The following is a 20604-nucleotide window of genomic DNA, read 5'->3' on the forward strand; positions in this document are numbered from 1 at the left end:
TTAAAAAGTTCAGCTTTTCGTCTTGAAATTTAATTAACTGCTTCTTTTTTGTACTGACCTGGCGTTACCCCAACAACTTTCTTAAAAAGTCTCGAAAAATAAGATGGACTTTCAAAGCCAAGATCGTAGGCGATCCCTGCAACATTACTTTCTGAACTCAATAATAAATTTTTAGCTTCGCCAATCAGATAAATATGAAGGTGCTCTAGGGCGGTTTTTCCTGTTTCTTGTTTTAGAACATCACTAAGGTAACGCGGGGAAACCGCTAATTTATTAGCCATAAAATTAACACTTGGTAAACCTTCATTAAGGTGTTTTTCTTCTTTGAAATAATCATTCAAAACTGTCATGAATTTTTTAACCATTGTTCCAGAAACATTTGGACTTCGGTCGATGAACTGTCTTTTGTAAAAGCGGTCAGAATATTTTAAAATAGAATCAATATGTGACAGTATAATTTCCCGACTGAATTCATCAGAATTTTCATCGTATTCTTTTCTGATCTTCTCATAAAGCTCCCACATGATCACTTCTTCTGATGGCGAAATATGGAGCGCCTCATTGATTTCATATTCAAAATAACCATACTTTTTGATTTGTACATTCAGTAAATGTCCTGACAAATAATCTTCGTGGAAAAACATTACAAAACCTTTTTCGGCAAATTGTACATTTCGAACTTCAATAATTTGCCTTGGCTTCATAAAAACCGCTGAGCCATTACTATGGTCATACTTAGTCTTGCCATACAAAATATGACCAGATTTGATTTTCTTTAAGGCAATCATATAAAAATCTCCCGTAAAACGGTCTTGTCCTACAGAATAGGTCATTAGTTCTTTGCAGGTCATCAAACTTAAAAGTGGATTTTTCGGAGGGTCGAAACCACTTTTCTCGTGCAACTCTACTATACTTTTATAGTGATTGATTTTTTCCATATTTAATTGGGGTTACGATTTTTAATATTATCAAATTTAGTAAAATACAAAACAGAAACTATCGAGGCTTTTGTTTTGTATAGCGGCTACTTTCTCTGCGGGCTTGCTTCCAATTTTTGATTCATTGATGCTTTTCTGAACAGTAAAATAGTAACGAATAATATCGCTACAATAATAAAATTAACCAAAGTAAATATCTGGATATCTTTAATTTCAAATAAATGAATTAATCCATAGCCCACAACTGAACTCACAACATACACGCCACCGCCAGTCAAACCACTAGCAATGCCTGCATTAGTAGTGAATCGCTGCAAACTGAACGCATAAAAATTGTTAAAAATGAACCCCGATAAAAGATGCAGCAACAACGTAAAAACCAGTAAAAATGCTAATCCGTCATACTTCATAGTGACTACAAACATTGCAAAAACGACAATCATCTGTAAAATAATTGCAGCATTTATTTTCGAAAAAAAGTCTTTTTTAATAAATAATTTAGATATAATTCCACCACTCATCAAAGCAATTCCCGAAGCTAATGAACTGTAACCCGTAACAACTGGTGAAAAGGCATATACTTTTTCGATGATAAATGGGCTAATCATCCCGTAAATTACAAGAAGCGAATAACTTAAACCTATAACAATTAATGCCAAATAGAAATCAGGTGTTCCAAGCATCTTTTTATAAATTGCAGCCATTTCTTTTCTTTTAAACACCTGAAAATCCTGTAAAGATTCTCCTGTAAACCGAAGTTCGAAAATCAAAATAATGACAGTAAGGATTCCCAAAAGATAAAAGTTGGACTGCCATCCGAAAAGTACCTGTAAATAACCTCCAATAAATGGAGCAACAATCGGTGCAGTTGCCCAGACAATTGAAAAAAGGCTGGTGTAATGTTTTAGTTTTTCACCTTTGTAAAGGTCAACAAAAAAAGCTCTTTTACCAACAATAATCAGTGAAACGGTAATTCCCTGAATGATTCTCATTAAATAAATCATATAAATCTGGGGCACCAAAGCAATTATGAAACTTGCCAAAGAAAATGCGATTAGAGCAAAAATATTGATTTTGTACCGGCCAAAACTATCCAGAATGCTGCCAATAAAGAGTTGACTGAATCCCGAACTAACCATAAAAAGAAGTAGTGAAACCTGTATTTTTTCAATGGGAAGATTTAGGTCTTCTGCCATTGCTGGAAGTGAGGGTATGTAGATGTCAGTCGTTAAACCACCAAGCGGAATAAGTATAAACGCAAGTAATGTACTGATGTGTAAATATTTTGTGTCTTGAAATTTCATGTTAAAAGGATAAAAAAAAGAAAAGCCTTGCTCTTTTAATAGTGTACAAGGCTTTCTAAAATAATTAGTGCCCGTGAGCAGCTTCAGAAACTTCTTTCCAATCATTCCAGGTTTTTAATTTTTCGGCATATACTCTTTCAGTTTTGCTCAATCCTACTTTTCCTAAGAATAAACGAAGTGGTGGGTTTTCGCTGTCGATTAATTTTAAAATTGCGGGAACCGTTGCTTCAGGTTTGCCATAATCTTCCGGTTGTAAGCCTTCAGCTTGTCCCAAGCTCGACTTCAAAGTATTGTATGCAGGAATAGTATCTCCATGAACGGCTGAACTTCCACCAAAATCTGTTGTGTAGCCGTTAGGCTCAATCATTGTAACGTTTATGCCAAAATCTTTTACTTCACTAGCCAAAGCTTCACTGAAGCCTTCCACCGCAAATTTTGTAGCATTGTAAATTCCTAAAGTTGGCAAACTCCAAACACCTAAAACACTTGATAACTGAATCACGTGACCACTGCCCTGCGTTCTGAAAATAGGTAAAGCCGCCTGTGTAACCCAAAGTGTTCCATACACATTGGCTTCAAAAACGTCTTTTGTTACTTTTTCTCCTACTTCTTCTACTGCTCCGAAAACGCCATAACCAGCGTTATTAATCACAACATCTAGAGTACCGAAATGATCTTTAGCTTTATTTACTGCTTCAAAAACAGCTTCTCTATTAGTGATGTCTAATGAAATTGGAAGAAAAGTGTCCGGATATTGTTTCGCTAGGCCATTATAGGCTTCAATATTTCTAGATGTAGCGGCTACTTTGTCTCCTCTCTTAAGTAAAGCTTCTGTCCAAAGTTTCCCAAATCCTCTTGATGCTCCTGTGATAAAAATTGTCTTACTCATTCTCTTAATTTTTAATTATTATTTTATTAAATTTTGATAAAACAAAGTTATCTCACATCATAGCAACACTCATTGTTCATTTCAGCGAAAGAATAGCACAGAATTACGGAGAGATTTATTACTATCTAAAAGAGTTTACCTAAACGATGAATACTTTACTTAGTTATTTCGTAAGTTAATAAGACATAAATAATAAAAAATAATCCATTATTAACAGTTTATCTATTTCTTACTACATATGACAATTTTTTAACTAAATTAAAAGCATTAGAATATCTTTATAAATAAGGCACAATATATTTATGTTCGCCTCTAATTATCTAGGCGATTTTTAGTTGTAATTCTTATATTTGGGTTATGTCAACACAATTATTTCAATCCAATTACCAACGTTTAGGGTTTATTTCTTTCGATTCAGACTCGTTAGCATTGTTAAACAGTCATCAGTTCGATGGGTATATTAAAATTGTCTATGCTCCTAAAGGGATGCGGTTGAATGTGGATTTTAATGATTACGACACGAAAGCACCTACCCTATTTTTTATTAATAGTAATCAGTATGTGCAGTTCTTCGATTTGGGTGAATCGGAAGGCTATTTTATGTATTATAACCGAGATTTTTACTGTGTGCAAATACATGATGCAGAAGTGGCCTGTGATGGGTTGTTGTTTAACAATATTTACCAAATGCCTAAAACAGTGTTACCTCCTAAAGAAGACGCTATTATACAAACCATTTTAGAGCAAATGCAAGAGGAGTTTGAGTTAGGAGCATCTACACAGGAAGAAATGCTGCGTATTTACCTAAAACAAATTATAATACGAGCTACACGAATTTGGAAGAAACAACAATTAGGTGCTTTAGAACTTCAACCGGTAAATGAGATAGAATTTTTTAGAGAGTTTAGTCGTTTGGTAGAGATACATTACCGGTCTAAACACTTAGTAGCAGATTATGCAGAGCTATTGGGCGTAGCCCCTAAAACCTTAACCCATAAGTTTAAGAGGTTTGAATTACCTGCTCCTAACGATGTATTGAAAGACAGAATATTATTAGAAGCTAAACGCTTATTAATACATACAACTTTAAGTGCTAAAGAAATTGCATATGATTTGGGGTATGATGATCCTGCGTATTTTAACCGCCTTTTTAGTAAGAAAATAGGAGATGCTCCTAATGTTTTTCGTAAAAAATACCTGGAAGGGAAAAATGTACAATTAGAATAGGCTTATATCCATTTTTAGAGGCTTGGCGTGGTTATATCTTTGAACTATCAAAATTAACTGATGGTTTAATTAAAATTATAACATTATGAAACGTAAAGCACAAGCCGTTTGGAACGGAAGTATTAAAGAAGGAAACGGACATTTAACTACAGGAAGTACCGTTTTAAACAAAACTCAATATTCATTCAATAGCCGATTTGCCGATGGTATAGGTACCAATCCGGAAGAATTATTAGCCGCAGCACATGCCGGTTGTTTTACTATGAAATTAAGTTTAGACTTAACGGAAGCAGGGTACGAAGTAACTGAACTTAAAACCAATGCTACCATTACCTTAGACGCAGGTAAAATTACTCTTTCTGTATTAGATTTAGAAGCTACCGTACCGGGTATTGATGAGGAAACTTTTAAGACAATTGCAAAAAATGCAGAAGCTACTTGTCCGGTTAGTGGTGCATTCAATTTTGAAATTGTACTTAATGCACACTTAAAAAACTAATTTTTTTCACTCTATAATTCAGATTAAATGCTTTGTGGGCGTGCCCCGAAGATAGTTACCCTATAATTAAATATAATCTTATTAATACAATAATGAAAACACTATATAAAACTTTTAAAGCTTTAGTAGCAATACTTATACTAACTTTAAACACAAACGTAATGGCTCAAATAGCACAACGTCCATTTCATGGGCAAGAAGACCCTCAAATAAGCAAAGGTATCCGCCAATTTTTAAATGCACTTAATACCAGTGGAGGTGTACCTTTAGAAACCTTAAGCCCAGAAGCAGCCAGACAGGTGTTGGTAGGGGCACAAAAATCGGTTGAAGTAGATTATTTCGGAATAGAAGAGTCTGAAAAAACTATTACACAAAATGGTTATACCGTAACCTTACACATTGTAAAACCAAAAGGCGCTAAAAGCAATGTACCTGTTTTTATGTTTTTTCATGGAGGTGGATGGGTGTTAGGAGATTACCCTACGCATAAAAGATTGGTACGTGATTTAGTAGTAGCTAGTGGGGTAGCAGCAGTTTTTCCTGATTACACCCCATCACTGGAGGCACAATATCCAGTAGCTATTAATCAGGCCTATGCAGCAACTAGTTGGGTGGCAACACATGGTAAAGAAATAGGAGTAGATGGTAAAAACCTGGCTGTTGTAGGTAATAGTGTAGGGGGTAATATGGCAGCGGTGGTAGCACTTATGGCCAAAGATAAAAAAGGACCAGAAATTAAATTACAAGTATTGTTATGGCCTGTAACCGATGCCGACTTCACACGCTCTTCTTATACTTTATATGCCCAGGAACGTTTTCTAACAACCCCATTAATGGAATGGATGTGGGACAATTACCTGCCAAATAAAGCAAAACGTAAAGAAATATATGCATCACCAGCACAGGCAGGTTTAGCAGAATTACAAGGCTTACCACCGGCACTGATTCAATTGGCCGAGAACGATATTTTACATGATGAAGGCTTAGCGTATGGTAGAAAATTAGATGCAGCAGGAGTGCCTACCACCATTACCACTTATAACGGATTGATTCACGATTACGGATTGTTAAATCCGATAGCTAATGAACCGTCTGTTAAAGTAGCATTAGTACAAGCAGCAGTGGTTATTAAAGATGCTTTGATAAAATAAAGAGCTAATTAAAAATACAATATACCAATTATGAAGGGGTCATCTAAGTATTGGATGGTCCCTTTCTTATATTATTATATTTAATGTGTCTTCGTGGGTCTACAAAAGAAAGATGTCTATAATTTTTTAAAAACACCTCGGGACTTGCAACAAAAAGTCAGACAATTTTTCTAAGACCTATGCTACATTTTTAAATTGATAAAATTCTTGTTCTACTTCATAAGGAGTTTTATACCCCAAAAAGAAGTGTAACCGTTTCCTATTGTACCATATTTCGATGTACTCAAAGATAGCAGTTTTAGCCTACTCTATAGTTTTAAAATCATCATCATAAATAAGTCTCTACTTTTAAGGTTTTAAAGAAAGACTCAGCTACGGAATTATCCCAACAATTACCTTTCCTACTCATGGATTGGGTTACCAAAGGGTTAGATTTAATAAATGTTCTGAATGTTTTTGAGGCATATTGTATTCCTCTATCTGAATGAAATATTAAATCCAAATTTATATTACGTTTAATTACAGCCATTTTCCATGCAGGAATAATGGTTTGCTTGGTATGCAGGCTTGTACTTAATGACCAAACGACTAGTCGTCTATCAAATAAATCAACAATAGTGGTCAAATACAGCCAGCCTTGATGGGTTTGATTATAAGTGGACTTGCAAAAAAACTAGACAATTAATTGAATTTACCTTTAAATAGCTTAGAATGAATATAAATTATATGAAAAAAGATAAAAAGAGTTATTCTGTACCTATTCTGTACCCATTGGAAATAAAAAAAAGGGTCTCAATCTCTTGAAACCCTTGTCATTGCTAGTAGCGGGAACTGGACTCGAACCAGTGACCTTCGGGTTATGAGCTTATACTATTACTATTTCTTTGAATTTGTAGTTTGGCCTTTAAATCCTCCATATCCTCACTAACCTTTCTCTCTACCACTCTTGCATATATTTGGGTTGTTGATATTTTTGTATGACTTAATAATTTAGATACAGTTTCGATTGGCACCCCATTACTCAAGGTGACTGTTATTGCAAATGTGTGGCGTGCCATGTGGAATGTCAAGTTTTTTTTTATGCCACAAGCGTCGGCCGCCTCCTTTAAATATAAGTTAAGTTTTTCATTGGTAATAACAGGAAACAGAGTTCCTGATATTTGGGTCATAGGATGATCGTTATATTTATCTATCATTTCTCGTGCCTTTTCCAATATAGGTACTTTGATAGGAATTTTTGTTTTTTGACGCTTTGATATGATCCAATCATTCCCATCGATTCCTTTGCTAATATTAAATTTATTAAGAGTAATTATGTCTGCATAACTGATTCCAGTATAACAACTAAATACAAATAAGTCTCTCACCCTTTCCAATCGCTCTATTGGGAAATTATAAGTCTCTAAATTAGAGAGTTTGTTCTCTGAAAGAAATTCACGTTCCTTCTTTTCCCATGTTGGTTTCCATCGCATGAATGGATCTTTATCCACCCACTCCATATGAAAACCCAATGTTACCATTTTACGTAAACGCTGTAAATGTTTCATAACTGTATTATGGTTCATTGTCTTTGGATGGCCTTTTGGCCAATATCTATGTAGAAAAGTCTCAAAATCGCAAATAAATTTGTAATCCAACTGTTTTAGGAATACGTCGGTTGTTTTTAATGATGTAATGAGAAACCTTTTTATATAGTTTTCGGTGATTCCAAAATTGATGATGGTACCTGGTGCCAAAGTGCTTTCGATTTTTCGGGTATGATAATCTATGAGCTCCTGAAGTGTTTTACTTGTTTCTAACTCTCCTCCGTAACTGGCTTTAATGAGTTGAGCCGTGATTAATTCACCCTTGAATTTTAAATCTTGGTAGCACTGAAATAATTGAGTGTGAGTTTGGTCTAAATATAGATTTATTTGTCTAGCCTCACTGGAAGTTCCTTTTGCCCTTTTCTTTTTAGCATCCCAAAGCAAAATATCAATTTTTCGTGTAAGACTTAAGTTCACTCGTTTACCATCAACTGTAATTCTGGCATAAAGTAAAGCCTGGTCGTCATTCTTCTTTTTTTGGTTAGCCACAAAAAGAATAGAAAATGTGTTTGTGTTTCTCATAGTTGTCGTCTTTAAATTATTAAAAAATTATCAGATCGAAAGTCAAATCAACTAAACCAATTCAATATGTTAAAGTTTTCAAAGTGTCTGCTCTAGCAGACACTTTGAACTTTGGGTGTCGAATAGCTACCTTTTTAATTCAAAACAAATCAAATTAAATGAACCCCTAAAAACTTGAAAACCACATAATTCATAAGAATTGTGTGGTTTTTGTAGCTATTTAAATAGCTTTTAGTGACCCCAACAGGTAAAAGTTCAAACTTTTTAAAAGATATTAAACTGATATTAGACCTATAAAAGTTATTCTTCTTTTAGTTAACTGGTTGAATCGAACTCAAGACTAAAATTTTGATAAAATTAGACTCTGATACAATTATTTATCGATACAGAAAGTAACTTTTCTTCATTCATAAGGATTATGTATATAAAAAAAACACAAATATGAGACAAATAACATTAAATTATTTCATAATAAATCAAACTAAATAAGTCATCAAGAAGGCTATTTTTACAGAACTGAGATTTATAAAAAATTGAACAATTTATTATTAAAAAAGCATTAATCATAAAGGGATTTGGACTATTTTCCCTAGCCCTTATAACTATTGGTTTTACCACTTTTAATAAAAAAATGGTGAAACATCAACTTATCATTAAATATTCAAATATAGTTTTTTTTAAATACTTGTTAGGATTATACAAGTAATAAATCAATTTGGTTTTGTTTACTAGAATAAACCAACTCCTATAAAAATTAAATTGATTTTTTATATTTATCAAAAAAAAATAAAAACCCAAAACCCATTTTAAAGGCTAAACGCAAGCCATCATCCCCATGAAAAGAGGATAGATTAAATGTCATCATGTTTGCTATATTAGCAAAAATTCCACCACCTACAGATGTGTTCCAAACTCTAGAATTATCGTCATCCAACCAAACTCGTCCATAATCAAACCCTCCATAAACGCCTACATCCAATGGGAACAACCTTGTTGAAACTTTGCGTAAATTCACACGTACATCTGTACTCTGCACAAACGCATTTTTACCTATAAACCTTTCGTTTCTGTAACCCCTTAGTCCATTATTAGCACCAATATTTGCTGCTTGATAAAATTCATACCCATCACCAAAATTAATATGTCCCAATAGGTTTGACGCTAAAACCAATTGGCCATTTGGAACTAATTTATAATCAAAACCTAATTGAGGGATTATGTACATAAAATTATTTGAATTATCAACATTCAATTTATAACCTACTTTCAAACTCGTTGTCATTCCTAATGTTGGAAAAGCTTTGTTGTCATAATTTTCATAAGAATACATTACCTCTCCTCCAACAAAACTATTATTTACATCTACATTATCACCAATAAACAGATTTATAAAGCGCCCTTGGGTATCTTCTACCTCATTAGTTTCATAAGATATTCCTACTTTAAAACTTGCTCCCATTTGTCCCCTCCAAACTAAAGCTGGAGATACTTTAAAGAGGCTTATTTTTACACGATTATAATCCATACCAACATCAAGCCCATCTTTATCATCAGCTTCAGGATTAGAAGTTTCATTTCCATATCCAAAAAAATTCATTGCGTAGTTAGGGCTGGTAAAATTTATATCAACACTCAAATTCATCTTTCCAACAACATTTGCAAATTCACCCATATATCCTAATTCTAATCCTTGAGTTGCAAAATAATAAGCCCCTTTAAATATGTGTTGTGAAGTAAATGGATTTCTTTCAAAACCATAGGTTTTATATGTATTTGAAACACCTATTTTAAATCCATCATCTGGATTTGCCCCTATAGTTGGAAGGAATTGATTTGAACTGTTTTTCAATTTTTTATAATCATAGACATTAGTCTCATAGTCATCAGTTAATTTTATATCTCCTTTAAGGTTTACAAATTCATTATTCTTTGACTTATAATCATAAATTTTTATTTTATTTCCATTCTCTATGTTATAAGTATCCTTATTCTGTCCTCCTATCAAACGAATTTTAATGGGCTTATCTCCTTCTCCTGAAATTTTAAATACATCGTCATCATCTAACCCATAAATCCAGATTTCTTTGGTGTCTTTTGAATTATAAACTCTTTCATGAAACACATTTACCTTTTCTCCATCTTTAATTCTAAACACCATAACTTTGGTTTCTCCGTTTGGCAAGCGCTCAATTTCAAACCAATCATCTTTGTTAGTTCCTTTAATAACAGCATATTTATTGATATGATTATAATATGTTTCTGAAATTTTTCTTAAATTCTTTAGTCTTCCTTTTAAATTTTCTTTGATCAATGCTATAGTTTCATCATTCACTTCATTCGGGATATTTAAAAAGGCCTTATCAATAACTTCATTTGTTAGGTTTTTTATAATATAATCGACCTCTTGATTCCAAATGGAACTATCAGATTGATTTATTAAAGCCATATCTAATGGATAAGGTTCTAAATTGAACCATTTTGGACTTCTTAACTCTTCATCATAACTTTGCATTAACCGTAATGCAGGAACTGCTTTTGTTGCAAAACTTAACAAAATACCATCTGCCATGCTCGAAAACGCTTGATCTCTATCTCTTGGCACTGGACGATACAGTGTTTTTCCATTGCCTTTAAATTCCGCCCAACGCCATTGGTCTTCATGCCTATCCCAATCACCAATGAGCATATCAAATAAACGTGCCCTAATATAGGCAGGTTCGTCTAAAACAAAATCTTCGTCTTCCGTAAGTTTATTCAATAAATCGTTGGTACTTATTAATTCATTTGAAAAACCAAAACTCGCTTTATTTCCATGTCCGGAATCGGTGCGTTCTTCAATCATATAAAGTTCATCACCAAATTCGTTATTAAAGTTTCCCAATGCTTTCTGTTTAGGCACATAATATAACGTTGTATTTGTATGATAAACTCCTATCGCATCCGATAATGTCCCAATTGTGAAAGGCGTATAGGGATATGCACCAGTAAAAATATCCATTAGTAAACCCTCTGTATAGGTGTCATTAAATTGTCCTTCAGCATATTGGTCTTTAAAAGCGACAGCTTGCAAATATTGAACGGCACTTTTTCTAAGTGCCCGCATAACGTATTCCCTTCCTTTTTGATCTACTAAACGTAATGATTTTGATTGGTGCCCTCCTCCCATTCTAATGGGAATCACGCCTCCAAACAACGTATCAAGGTTTACCGTTGGGGCTTTTATTTTTGTACTGTAATATTTTCGAAAACGTTCTCCCAAAAATAATTTGTATAATTTTCCTTTGTTGGTTTCCTTTTCGCTGTAAATGTTTGCAATTATTTCTTTCGAAAACGGCGCATGGTATTGATTGGATACATTATACATTTCGTCTTCAGTAAGCACCGCGGTTCCAAATATGCTTTTTTTATCAGTGGTAGAATAAAAACGAACATAAGACGAGCCATCTTCAAAGACATCCAATCGAGCAAATCCAGGTGAAGCATATGAAAATTTTCCGCCACCCACATTTCTGGTAGGTGATAGTTTAGAACCAGAACCACTTATTATTTGAGGTAAATTATCTTGGACAATGTATTGCAGATTATGGTCATGACCTGAAACGAAAATAACTTTATCATTTTCTTGAGACATGGTTATAATACGTTTTCTAAACTCTTTATACCGTTTGTTTTGTATATCAACTGTAAGCAAACCACCCGTTTTTCTAATAACATTTTTTAAAGTTCCTAAAACAGGAAATGGCAACATATGACTTGCCAATGAATACTGCCCTCCATGACTACCATTACTAAACATAGGGTGATGAATGGCTATTAGTGTTGTTTTACCTCGAGCTCTTTTTATTTCACCTTCCAGCTCTTCTAAAAACTTATCTCTCGTTTTAATATCACAATCGTCATTCATTGTTGGATGATTATCCCAATTGGTTAAATACCATTCAGAATCAACAACAATTAAAACAATATCGTCAGATATTTCTACTCTATCAATTGGACAACCCTTTTTAGGTAAAAATGTATTTTTTCCTAACTTATCTTCTACAAAATCTTGTTGTCGTTTTAAACCTTTTAAACCGTCAGAAAACCAATCATGGTTGCCAGGTATAAAAATAGTTTCTCCTTTAAAATTCTTTACGGCAGCAGTTTGTATATTTAATTGATGTTCGGCAAAGTCTCTTCCTTCATCCTCTTTTTTTGGCAAACCTTTTGGGTAGATATTATCTCCTAAAAAAACAACGGTACTTTGCTTTGAAGCATTATTAATTTCAGATTTAAAATATTGTAATGCTTCAGATTCGGTATATAAGGGTGAATTTCCAGCATCACCAATAAAATAAAAAGAATGCTCAATAGTTTTATTTTCCGGAAAAATTTTCAATATATCTTGGTCTGAATATTGTGGTTTATAGGTTGCACAAGCCTCAAAAAATAAAGAAATAAAAACAAAAATGATGGATAATTTGAAAGTCATAATAACCGATTAATTACTATTTTTGTAAAAATAATATTTAAATGAATCAGTTGCTTACAGAAGTCGAGAATTATGTCTCTAATCTGCTTAGAAAGGAGCTTTTACACACATTTGTTTATCATAATTTAGGTCATACTCAGCGTGTTGTTAAATACACACAAGAACTTATTGATAATGAGCAAATAAATGAAAATGATGCTGAAAATCTATTGATTGCAGCTTGGTTTCATGACACAGGCTATATAAATGGCACTGATAATCATGAAGAACAAAGTGTCACTATTTCAAGTGATTTTTTAAAAAGTAAAAATACGTCTTTAGAAAAAATAAGTGCTGTTTCTAAAATTATTTTGGCAACAAAAATGGGTTATGAACCTGAAAATTTAGTTGAACAAATAATACGTGATGCAGATTGCGCCCATTTTGGAGATAAAAACTTTATTGAAATTAGTGAACTTTTAAGACACGAATTGGAACAGATTAGTGATAAATTATTTACAGATAGTCAATGGACTCAAGAAAATATTTCTTTCTTAACCAAAGAACACCAATTTTATTCCAATTATGCTATTAATACTTGGCAAAATGGAAAAGATAGAAATTTAGTGTCTCTATTTAAAATTCAAAAAAAACTACAACAAGAAGACCAAAAGAACACTGCAAAAAATGAAGCACTAGCTTTAAAGAAAAAGAAAGCTAAATTGCCAGAACGTGGTATAGATACATTGTTCAGGGTCACATTAAGAAACCACATCTCTTTAAGTGATATTGCTGATACTAAGGCCAATATTTTACTTTCAGTAAATGCTATAATTATATCATTAGTATTATCTAACTTAATACCGAAGCTTGACAACCCATCCAATCATTATTTAATCTATCCCACAGTTATTTTTACAATATTTACGGTTACGACTATGATTTTATCTGTTATAGCTACCAGACCAAATGTGACTAGTGGAAAATTCACGAAAGAAGATGTTGTCAATAAAAAAGTGAATTTACTCTTTTTTGGAAATTTTCACAAAATGAAACTTGATGAATTTGAATGGGCCATTAAAGAACTTATGAATGATAAAGATTATTTATATAATTCTATGACTAAAGATCTTTACTTTCTTGGATTAGTTTTAAATAGAAAATATAAAATTTTAAGAATAACGTATACCATCTTTATGATAGGTATTATTATTAGTGTTATTTCCTTTTATATAGCATTTCAATATGCTGGAATTAAAAATTAAGTTCTTAATTCTTTCATTAAGTCATCATAAGTATAGAACTCCTTTTTGCTTTCATCCTTATGATATAAAATGCTTACTCTAATAGCTTTTAAACCTGTTACCGCCTGTAGATCTTGTAATTCTAATATTTCAATATCCTCATCTAAATAATTTTTAGATTGCAAAAATTTCACATATCTCAAGTATTCCATTTCATCTTCCTTTTGAGAATAAATAATGGTTATTTTACCTTTTTTAGTAACACGTTGTTTGGTTCCTTTTATATAAGCTTTATCAACACGTTTTTTTACAATTTCATAGCGAGCATTATAAGTACCATCGACATCAAATTGTTTTTCATCCATTCTAAAACTTATTGATAATGGTTGATTAAATACTAAAATCATAGATGCAACATCTAATTGCATTGGAAATTCATATTTCATTTGGTAATATTCATTTTCCATCTCGCACATAACCTGTAACTGCCACAATCTTAAATTATACAAATAAATAATATTGAAACTCTCCTCTTTGGTAATGGCTTCTCCAATATACATGTTATGCTCAACGCCGTCGGTTTTAAAGCGTTCAAAATAATGTGGATACATGTATTGGGCGTCAACTTGTTTTTTGTCAAGAATAGAAGCCATTTTTTTATTGATTAGCGAAATAGTGTCGTCATAATTTTTCCTATAAATATATATACTATTAAGCTTATTATTAATGCTGTCCATATAATGATGAATATCTTCTTTCAAATAATTAACATCCTTTAAATGTTCAAACAATGGGTTAATATCATATCTTAAAAACCCTGAAATTTGTTGTTCGGTATCTACTTTAAAATGACTACTTAAAGCTTCTAAGTAATCATTAATTTGAAAGACATATTGCTCATAAATTGGCAAAGTTTCATTTGTAAAAGCTATTTCTATTATATTTTTTACTGCTTTTAGCTGCAAGGTTAAATCATTTTGAGTAGCCCAATTTCTAGCTTCTGAAGACCCTTTAATATCTATTTGTCCATATAAAGGGTAAATATCTTCAAATGAAATTTTATTAAATATGGCATTATTTCCTTTAAATTGTTCATTAATAAAGTTTTTAGCCTCTTTTTCAAATTTCCAAGAAACACTTGGATGGATTGATGTACATTCTTGCTGAATAACGGCTTCAATTAAATTTTGCTCTTCTCTTTTTGATCTTAAAACAGAAGCCACTATATATGGCATAACATCTTTAAGCTTATTGGCATTTATACTATTTAATATCTTTGGTTTAGAAGAAACTAGTTCTAAAACTCCTAGTAAGTCATCATTATTTGCAATTGGAGCCAATATAGCGCTTTTTATCCCTTGCTCTTTAAATGCGGTAATTACAGGGGATTTTCCATTTGATAGCTCATAATCCCTATCAACATCTGAAATTGTGTAAAACTTATTTTCATTTAACAATTGATTATAAGAGCTTTGACAGAAAATATTATTGCAACTATTAGCATCTTTATCATTTAACAAAAAACTAGTAATGCCGTCACCATATACTCGTTCAAATGAATCTTCCGCTTTATTGTATGAAGAAAACCCTACTTTTAAATCCTTTATACCAAGAAACGATTGAAATATTTCATGAAAACCTTCCATTGTGTAATCTTTGGTAGTTTCTTTTTCAGATATCAAGGCAGATTTAATGTTAGAAATTGATTGATCATCGGTAACATTAAAAATATTGGAAATAACAAAACCTTTAAAAATATAACTGTTAGGTGGAAATTTTTCTTTCCATAATTCTATATTATTAAAATTATCAAGCAATTCATCATAATCTGCCTGAGTTATTGGTTTTGCTAAATCTGTGGGTATAACTTCTGCAAAATCTGCATTATAAAGAATTTTATAATACCTAACTATGCCTTCTTTATCTGGGATTTAATAATAAAATGGTCTTCTAAAATTAAGATCATAACCATAACAACTATTTAGAATTATATTACATGCCACAATATAAATATCATCTACAGGCATATTTTTTATTTTAAGTTCGAAGGCTTCCCCTGCATCTTTAATAATTTTTTTAAAACGTTCAGATAAATTAAAAATGATATTTTCAAAAGGCATGGAAGCTGCCTTTATTTCATTATGTGTTAAAATTGGACTGAAGGTATCATTAAGAATCTCTCCTATTTCATTTGAATAGGTTTCTAACAAAGACAAGTCAGTAATTCCGTCAATTAATTTTGGATAGTCTGCTCCTATTTTTATTATTCTTTTTGCTTTATTGGCAACTAACTCATCTGTACTATCAACCAATTTTTCGTATTGTGATAATAATTTATTAAAGCTAATCTTAAAACATATCGGCAGTTCTATGTGTTCGTTAGTATCCATCTTAGAAATTCCTTAATTTATGTAAAAATACAAATAATATGAATTCGTCGATATGGATTGCATAATTACAGCATGTAAAAAGATTTTTAAGTACTTATTTTATTTTTTAAATAAAATTAATATTTTTAATATGGAAACTTATTAATTTTATAATATGTATTCAGAGATTGATAAAAATGTATCCAAATATGTTTCTTTCACAAAAGAAGAATTGTCTATTTTCCACTCTGTTTTGGAGATTAAAACCATTTCAAAGAAGGAATATCTTTTACAAGAAGGAGATATCTGTGATTTTGAAGCTTTTGTTGTTAAAGGCTGTTTAAGGAAATTTTACATTAATGAAGATGGCAATGAAGTTATTGTTCAATTTGCAATAGAAGATTCATGGATCAGTGATATTGCCAGTTTTTGCGATCGTAAACCAAGTCTTTTTTTTATTGAAACCTTGGAAGATTGTGAACTCTTAATATTTACGCCCAAAAATAAAGAAGCCTTGCTTTCTCAAGTGCCTAAATTTGAGCGTGTTTTTAGAATTTTGGTTCAACGCAACCTTTCGGTGACCCAAAACCGATTAGTAAATACTATTGTACATACCGCACCTGAAAGATATCTGGACTTTTTAGAACATTATCCAACGTTATCACAAAGAGTCGCACAGCACTATATTGCTTCCTATTTAGGAATATCTGCTGAATTTTTAAGTAAGGTAAGAAAGCGACTTCCGAAATTTTAACTGTAAGATCGAGAAAAATCATTCTTGAAATAAACAGAAATTAAAAAAAACACATCTCATCCTATTTTTTTGTATAAATGATTTTCTTGTCCTAGTTCAATGCACAGGATTGGTATATGCCGCAACTTTGTAGTGTAAAATTATAGTACAATGAAGTACTTAATTACAATCATTTAAAATAATAATTAAAATTTAAAATTATGGCAACTACAAAATGGGCAATTGACCCAACACATTCAGAAATTGGTTTTAAAGTGAAACATATGATGTTTACCAATGTATCAGGAAAATTTCAAGAATTTCATGCTATTGCTGAAACTGAAGAAGATTTATTTGATAAAGCGACTTTTGAGTTCTCTACAAAAACGGCCTCTTTAACAACTGGAAATCCGGATAGAGACTTACACTTATCTAGTGGGGATTTCTTTGATGCAGAAAAATACCCCAATATTAATTTTATATCTACCTCTTATACAAAAGTATCTGAAGGGGAATATAAGCTTACAGGAGATTTAACACTTCGGGGAACCACTAAAGAAGTAACCTTAGATGTTGAATTTCACGGAACAGCATTAGACCCTTGGGGAAATAAAAAAGCTGGTTTTGGTATTACTGGAAAAATTAACAGAAAAGATTGGGGACTTAACTGGAACTCTGCTCTTGAAGCTGGTGGTGTTTTAGTGGGTGAAGAAGTAAAATTACACATTGAGCTACAATTCGTAAAACAATAAGTTTTACGAATTGTAATAATAAATTTTGAGAAATCATGGAAAATAAAATTCAAGGTCTGCATCACATAACAGCTATTGCTGGTGATGCAGTAAAAAATTTCAAATTTTATAGTGATGTATTAGGTTTACGGATTATAAAAAAAACCGTAAACTTTGATGACCCTAAAACATATCACTTTTATTTTGGTGATGAAATAGGCAGTGCTGGAACTATTTTGACATTTTTTCCTTGGGGACCTGGAATCCCTCAGGGAAAAAGAGGTTCTGGAATGACAACCGAAATTGGCTATTCAGTTCCAAAAGGAAGTTTAGATTTTTGGGTAAAACGGCTTGATGAGCACAATGTTATTTATAATAAACCAGCGATCAAATTTGGAGAGAAATATCTAACTTTTCTAGATCCAGACGGACTTAAAATTGAACTTGTCGAAGTTGATATTGATAATAGAAAGCCTTGGGTTACAAGTGAAGTTACAGCTGAGAACGCAACACGCGGTTTTCATAATATCACAATTACATTAAATGATATTAAAGGAACAGCCCATGTACTAACGGAGATTTTTGGTTATAAACTACAATCCAAAGACATTAACAGGTATAGATATGTAATAGATACTGTTGAAAATGCAGCTATAGTTGATTTGGTGGAACTACCTGAAGAAAAAAGAGGTCATGTTGCCAATGGAACTGTGCATCATGTAGCATTTAGAGTAAAAAATGATGAAACTCTTATGTATTTTCGTGAAAAGGTCGAGTCTGCAGGTCTTAACATAACACCTCAGATTGATAGAAATTATTTTCACTCACTATATTTTAGAGAGCCAGGTGGCGTTTTATTCGAAATAGCTACAGACAATCCAGGATTTACAGTAGATGAATCTGTTGAAGAATTAGGTAAAAACTTAAAATTACCAGCTCAATACGAATCTCGCCGAAGTGAATTGGAAAATCATTTGGTAAAACTTAATTAATAAAATTATGGATTTTCAACCTTTAAAATATATATACCAATCCGCTGGAAACCCTGAAGCAAGTACTTTACTACTGCTTCATGGAACCGGAGGAAATGAAAATGATCTGATTCCTTTAGCTAAAAATTTTGGAAATAATTTCAACATATTGAGCGTTAGGGGAAATGTTCTGGAACAGGGAATGCCCCGCTTTTTTAGGCGACTTGGATTGGGAGTTTTTGATGAAAAAGATTTACAGTTCAGGACCCATGAACTTGTTTCGTTCTTGAAAATCATTGCACCTAAGGAAGGCTTTGATTTATCAAAACTAATTGCTTTGGGCTACTCAAATGGTGCAAATATTGCTGGCTCCATACTATTATTATACCCAGATCTACTATCAGGAGCCATTATGTTCAGGCCTATGAGTCCCTACAAAGTGCTTCCTACCTGTAAGACGGAGCATGGAACACCCATATTTATGAGCTCGGGACTACATGACGGTATGGTGAGCCCCGAAGAGATCAAAGCCTATAAAGATACCTTGACTAAAAATAATTTCAATGTAGAACTGAATTATTTGAATACAGGGCATAATCTCATACAGGATGATATCTCTATGGCCCATGATTGGTTAAAAACAACTTTTTAAAAAGATGTATATGGATTTTAAAATCACAAAAGTCTATGCGGATAACAATGGGGACAGCCATTTCGAAGATGTGACTGTCCCTTTATCTGATAAAGGTGATATCGGTTTTTTGTCCGAAGCACAAAAAACAAAAAGTATCATCTTCAGAAAGGTTAAGGCCTCCTATAATTTTGATTTCCATCCAGCCCCCGCGAGGCAGTACATTGTTCTGTTGGATGGGGAAATTGAAATTGAAACCTCTTTGGGCATCAAAAGAACATTTTCTCAAGGGGATATATTGTTGATGGAAGATACGGAAGGGAAAGGACATAGAACAAAAAACCTTAAACCCCAAATTAGGTCATCCCTATTTATCAAAATTTAAAAATGAACTATCATGAAAAATATCTTAATCATTATGGCATTTGTATTTGCTATAGGATGCAATACCATATCAAATAACAAAAAATTGTTTACGATTACCAAAATAGAACAGGGTAAGGATGGGCAGACATTATATATTAGAAATAGTGAAAACAAAACATACACGACGGTTATCAGTATTCCCAATGGAAATTTTGTGGAAGTAATTGAAGGAGACCGAATTCAAATTGATATCCAGGAAATCATCGAATCAGATCCCCCCATTATTATTTCAAATCATATTATGGTTCTTGATTCAACCAATTAGATTCTTAGCATGGGTAAAGGCTTCCAAGGAAACCTAATGGAATGTTTCAAAGCCATTTTTAATAACAACCGGTGGAAACCTAAATATGGATAGAATTTCAATTTTTTACGAAGCTCCTTTCTATTTCGACTTGAATGCAGAAGATAAAAGGTCAAGTCCATCCAATCAGCCTTTCGAAAAGTTTCAACCGTTATTCCATAGATCCCGTGATATGGTGTGACTTTATGGTGGTTATTAATCATCAGGCATATCTCTTCAGGTGTGATGAAAGGCGTATTTAATTCCATAAAGCTTAAGACAGCTTCAATTGAAGGTTCCAGATAATCAAAAGTCCTGTTGGTCCATATCCCAATGTCATGAAACACCGAAGCGAGTGCATACCTTTGATGATTATCAGCATTTTTGTCCATTTGGACACAATTGAGGTAAACCCGATACACGTGGTTCTTATATTTGTCAAAATCGATTAACAAATATGGACGGTAGTACTCTAAAATGTCATCCATATTTAAACTTACATTATCCTTTACTGGCATATATTAAATTTTGCAAATAAAATTCAATAATCGCACCTTTTCTTAAAATACTTATAATCAAATACTTATAGAATTTTACCTTTATTAATTTTTGTGGTATTTCGAAAATTGATGCAAAATTTGTTAAATAAC

General features: G+C 32.4%; 19 protein-coding genes and 1 pseudogene. 10 read left to right on the forward strand and 10 right to left on the reverse strand.

Going from position 1 to position 20604, the window contains the following annotated elements:
* Positions 1 to 29: 29 nt before the first annotated feature.
* From J8H85_RS10610 to J8H85_RS10620, 3 genes are all read right to left on the reverse strand, one after another.
* Entirely contained in the window at positions 30 to 938 is a 909-nt protein-coding gene (locus tag J8H85_RS10610) for a helix-turn-helix domain-containing protein (RefSeq protein WP_245243786.1), read from the reverse strand.
* Positions 939 to 1024: 86 nt separating this feature from the next.
* Positions 1025 to 2347 (reverse strand): MFS transporter, encoded by a 1323-nt coding sequence (locus J8H85_RS10615; RefSeq protein WP_209655177.1) that lies wholly within the window; start codon positions 2345 to 2347, stop codon positions 1025 to 1027.
* The gene (locus J8H85_RS10620) at positions 2307 to 3131 is read right to left on the reverse strand and encodes an SDR family NAD(P)-dependent oxidoreductase (protein ID WP_209655178.1); all 825 of its coding nucleotides are present in this window, start codon (positions 3129 to 3131) and stop codon (positions 2307 to 2309) included. Before J8H85_RS10620 ends, J8H85_RS10615 begins: the two co-directional genes overlap by 41 nt.
* A gap of 357 nt (positions 3132 to 3488) precedes the next feature.
* On the opposite strand from J8H85_RS10620, the gene J8H85_RS10625 reads away from it, so the two are divergent.
* The 3 genes from J8H85_RS10625 to J8H85_RS10635 all read left to right on the forward strand — a co-directional run bounded on the left by J8H85_RS10625 (position 3489) and on the right by J8H85_RS10635 (position 6008).
* A complete protein-coding gene (locus J8H85_RS10625) occupies positions 3489 to 4358 on the forward strand; it encodes an AraC family transcriptional regulator (RefSeq protein WP_209655179.1) in 870 nt (289 codons plus the stop codon).
* Between the two features lie 85 nt (positions 4359 to 4443).
* Entirely contained in the window at positions 4444 to 4857 is a 414-nt protein-coding gene (locus J8H85_RS10630; RefSeq protein ID WP_209655180.1) for an OsmC family protein, read from the forward strand.
* A 92-nt stretch (positions 4858 to 4949) separates the two neighbouring features.
* Entirely contained in the window at positions 4950 to 6008 is a 1059-nt protein-coding gene (locus J8H85_RS10635) for an alpha/beta hydrolase (RefSeq protein WP_209655181.1), read from the forward strand.
* 177 nt (positions 6009 to 6185) lie between these two features.
* On the opposite strand, the gene J8H85_RS19175 is transcribed toward J8H85_RS10635, so the two are convergent.
* The 4 genes and pseudogenes from J8H85_RS19175 to J8H85_RS10655 all read right to left on the reverse strand — a co-directional run bounded on the left by J8H85_RS19175 (position 6186) and on the right by J8H85_RS10655 (position 12587).
* On the reverse strand, positions 6186 to 6299 hold the full coding sequence (locus tag J8H85_RS19175; protein WP_209655250.1) for a hypothetical protein: 114 nt from the start codon (positions 6297 to 6299) through the stop codon (positions 6186 to 6188).
* 37 nt (positions 6300 to 6336) lie between these two features.
* Positions 6337 to 6645 (reverse strand): annotated as a pseudogene (locus J8H85_RS10645) (DDE-type integrase/transposase/recombinase); the annotation flags it as partial.
* A 220-nt stretch (positions 6646 to 6865) separates the two neighbouring features.
* Positions 6866 to 8116: a site-specific integrase gene (locus tag J8H85_RS10650; RefSeq protein ID WP_209655183.1), complete on the reverse strand. Its 1251-nt coding sequence runs from the start codon at positions 8114 to 8116 to the stop codon at positions 6866 to 6868.
* Between the two features lie 754 nt (positions 8117 to 8870).
* Positions 8871 to 12587, reverse strand: coding sequence for a metallophosphoesterase (locus tag J8H85_RS10655; RefSeq protein ID WP_209655184.1), 3717 nt, complete (start codon positions 12585 to 12587; stop codon positions 8871 to 8873).
* 41 nt (positions 12588 to 12628) lie between these two features.
* Between J8H85_RS10655 and J8H85_RS10660 the strand changes: the two genes are divergently transcribed.
* Complete coding sequence (locus J8H85_RS10660) at positions 12629 to 13831, forward strand: Pycsar system effector family protein (RefSeq protein WP_209655185.1); 1203 nt, start codon at positions 12629 to 12631, stop codon at positions 13829 to 13831.
* Here J8H85_RS10660 and J8H85_RS10665 read toward each other — a convergent pair.
* A complete protein-coding gene (locus J8H85_RS10665) occupies positions 13828 to 15627 on the reverse strand; it encodes a GAF domain-containing protein (RefSeq protein ID WP_317194997.1) in 1800 nt (599 codons plus the stop codon). The two genes, J8H85_RS10660 and J8H85_RS10665, sit on opposite strands and share 4 nt — an antisense overlap.
* 114 nt (positions 15628 to 15741) lie before the next feature.
* Complete coding sequence (locus tag J8H85_RS19095; protein ID WP_317194998.1) at positions 15742 to 16200, reverse strand: hypothetical protein; 459 nt, start codon at positions 16198 to 16200, stop codon at positions 15742 to 15744.
* A gap of 154 nt (positions 16201 to 16354) precedes the next feature.
* On the opposite strand from J8H85_RS19095, the gene J8H85_RS10670 reads away from it, so the two are divergent.
* From J8H85_RS10670 to J8H85_RS10695, 6 genes are all read left to right on the forward strand, one after another.
* Positions 16355 to 16933: a Crp/Fnr family transcriptional regulator gene (locus J8H85_RS10670; RefSeq protein WP_209655186.1), complete on the forward strand. Its 579-nt coding sequence runs from the start codon at positions 16355 to 16357 to the stop codon at positions 16931 to 16933.
* 200 nt (positions 16934 to 17133) lie between these two features.
* Positions 17134 to 17664: a YceI family protein gene (locus J8H85_RS10675; protein ID WP_209655187.1), complete on the forward strand. Its 531-nt coding sequence runs from the start codon at positions 17134 to 17136 to the stop codon at positions 17662 to 17664.
* Between the two features lie 35 nt (positions 17665 to 17699).
* Complete coding sequence (locus tag J8H85_RS10680) at positions 17700 to 18635, forward strand: ring-cleaving dioxygenase (protein ID WP_209655188.1); 936 nt, start codon at positions 17700 to 17702, stop codon at positions 18633 to 18635.
* A 7-nt stretch (positions 18636 to 18642) separates the two neighbouring features.
* A complete protein-coding gene (locus J8H85_RS10685; RefSeq protein WP_209655189.1) occupies positions 18643 to 19266 on the forward strand; it encodes an alpha/beta hydrolase in 624 nt (207 codons plus the stop codon).
* 10 nt (positions 19267 to 19276) lie between these two features.
* Complete coding sequence (locus J8H85_RS10690) at positions 19277 to 19630, forward strand: cupin domain-containing protein (protein WP_209655190.1); 354 nt, start codon at positions 19277 to 19279, stop codon at positions 19628 to 19630.
* A 33-nt stretch (positions 19631 to 19663) separates the two neighbouring features.
* Positions 19664 to 19936 carry a hypothetical protein gene (locus tag J8H85_RS10695; RefSeq protein WP_209655191.1) on the forward strand — a complete coding sequence of 91 codons (273 nt, stop codon included), beginning with the start codon at positions 19664 to 19666 and terminating at the stop codon, positions 19934 to 19936.
* Here J8H85_RS10695 and J8H85_RS10700 read toward each other — a convergent pair.
* On the reverse strand, positions 19933 to 20442 hold the full coding sequence (locus J8H85_RS10700) for a hypothetical protein (RefSeq protein WP_209655192.1): 510 nt from the start codon (positions 20440 to 20442) through the stop codon (positions 19933 to 19935). The genes J8H85_RS10695 and J8H85_RS10700 overlap by 4 nt on opposite strands.
* Positions 20443 to 20604: the final 162 nt, after the last annotated feature.

This window comes from Mariniflexile gromovii, from assembly GCF_017814435.1.
In the GTDB taxonomy this organism is placed as follows: Bacteria; Bacteroidota; Bacteroidia; order Flavobacteriales; family Flavobacteriaceae; genus Mariniflexile; species Mariniflexile gromovii.